The sequence below is a fragment of the Helicobacter sp. UBA3407 genome, from assembly GCF_949747025.1.
Classification (GTDB): domain Bacteria; phylum Campylobacterota; class Campylobacteria; order Campylobacterales; family Helicobacteraceae; genus Helicobacter_D; species Helicobacter_D ganmani.
In genome coordinates, this window is sequence record NZ_CATKCB010000235.1 from 1 (window position 1) to 2,142 (window position 2,142).

Annotated in this window: 2 protein-coding genes; one reads left to right on the top strand and one right to left on the bottom strand. The window is 39.4% G+C overall.

Annotation, left to right across the window (positions count from 1 at the left end; all coding sequences use genetic code 11):
- A partial coding sequence (locus tag Q1553_RS08110) for a GDP-mannose 4,6-dehydratase (RefSeq protein ID WP_300842912.1) occupies positions 1–221 on the bottom strand: 221 nt, incomplete at its 3' end.
- Positions 222–339: 118 nt separating this feature from the next.
- Here Q1553_RS08110 and glmS point away from each other — a divergent pair.
- Positions 340–2,142, top strand: coding sequence for a glutamine--fructose-6-phosphate transaminase (isomerizing) (glmS, locus tag Q1553_RS08115; RefSeq protein WP_115551975.1), 1,803 nt, complete (start codon positions 340–342; stop codon positions 2,140–2,142).

Consider the following 2,142-nt stretch of genomic DNA (forward strand, 5'->3'; position numbering starts at 1 on the left):
CAAGATTTGAGGACATTTTCTAAAGCCATAGAATCGCCCAAATCCCCTTGTACAAATTCCACTCTTTGAGGAAAGGTTTGCATTAGAAATTCTACATTTTCTCTAAAACCACTACTTAAATTATCAAAAATCACGATTTTGCAATCACTATTTTTCAAAAAATAATATGCTGTATGTGAGCCAATATAACCTGCTGCGCCGGTAAAAAAATAAATTTGCATTCATAAACCTTAAAAAATAACCTTATAAATTCTATCATTAAGTTGCTAAAAATTTGATTCATTTACTATTTCTTTACATATTTTATGCCACAATAAAAAATCATTTTAGGAGCGAACAATGTGTGGAATCATCGGTTATATTGGCAATGACGAAAAAAAATCCATTTTATTAAACGGCTTAAAAGAATTAGAATATCGTGGCTATGATTCCTCTGGAATCTCTGTGTTAAGTGAGGGTGAGTTAAGCACATTTAAGTCGGTAGGCAAGTTGATAAATTTAGAACGCAAATGTGAGGGATTCCATTCTAGCGGATTTGGTTTGGGAATCGGGCATACGCGTTGGGCAACACACGGCAAGCCAACAGAAGTGAATGCGCACCCGCATTTTGGTAAGTTTAGTAATGTCGTGCATAATGGAATCATTGAAAATTATCATAGTATTAAGGAATCTCTACAACAGCAAGGCAGAAGCTTCATCTCGCAGACGGACACCGAAGTGATTGTGCATCTATTTGAATCGCATTTGGAGAATCTCAAAAATCCATTTGAAGCTTTTAAGCACACAATTTCCGAGCTAAAAGGTGCTTATGCGATTCTATTAATTACACAAAAATCACCCGATACGATTTATTATGCCAAAAATGGCTCTCCTTTGATTATTGGCAGAGGAAAGGATAGCAAAGATGCAGAGGCGATTTATTTTGCCTCCTCTGACGCGCCTCTCATTGGGCTTGCAAGTGAAGTGTGTTACTTAGAAGATGGCACGCTAGGGGCGATAAAAGCGGGAGGATTCCACACTTTGCCAAATCCAAAGCTTTTGAGTGGAGATAAGCTTTCTGCGCAAAAAGACGGCTTTACTTTCTTTATGGAAAAAGAGATTTACGAACAACATAAGGTTTTGTTGGAAACAATGATGGGGCGTGTGAGTGAGGATAATTTTAGCTTAGAGGAACTAAGTGAATTGGATTTAAGCAGTGTGGATTCTATCACGCTTTGTGCTTGTGGCACGAGCTATCACGCGGCTATTGCGGGAAGTTATTTGATTGAACGCATTGCGAGACTTAAGGTGAAAGTAGAAATTGCGAGTGAGTTTCGCTATCGGAATCCTATTTTGCAAGCGAATGAGCTGTTTGTCGTGATTTCTCAAAGTGGAGAGACTGCGGACACTTTGGAAGCTTTAAAATTGGCAAAAAGAAATGGACTAAAAACGCTTGGAATTTGCAATGTGGATAATAGCTCTATTGTGCGCGAAAGTGATTTTAGCCTACTGACACGTGCAGGGATTGAAAAAGGTGTGGCAAGCACAAAGGCTTTTGCAACACAGGTAATGGTGCTGTGGATTTTAGCAAATTTTATAGCACAAAAATGTGGAATCCTAAGCAAGGCAGCAATGAAACAAGAAATCAAGACAATGCTAGAGGCAGTGCGCGCAACAGAAGTGGATAAAAAAGCGCACGAACACATCAAACGACTTTCGCGTAGATATTTACACGGACACGGATTCTTTTTCATTGGGCGGGATATTTTCTATCCCCTTGCATTAGAGGGCGCATTGAAACTAAAAGAGATTAGTTATCTGCACGCAGAGGGCTATCCAAGCGGTGAAATGAAACACGGACCGATTGCTTTAGCGGATTTGGGACTATTTTGTGTCGCGCTAATGCCACAGAATCTTTTGTATGACAAAATCAAAAGTAATGTGGAAGAGTTAAGTGCGCGTGATGCGATGATTTGCGCTCTAAGTGCGGAATATTATGAGGGTTGTGATGATTGGATTGCGATTCCGAAATATTCGCATTATATGGTGGAGTTTTTTGCGATGATGGTGGTTTTGCAGATTTTTGCGCTAGAAGTTGCAGTGAGATTGGGAAATGATGTGGATATGCCAAGAAATTTGGCAAAAAGTGTAACGGTGGAGTAA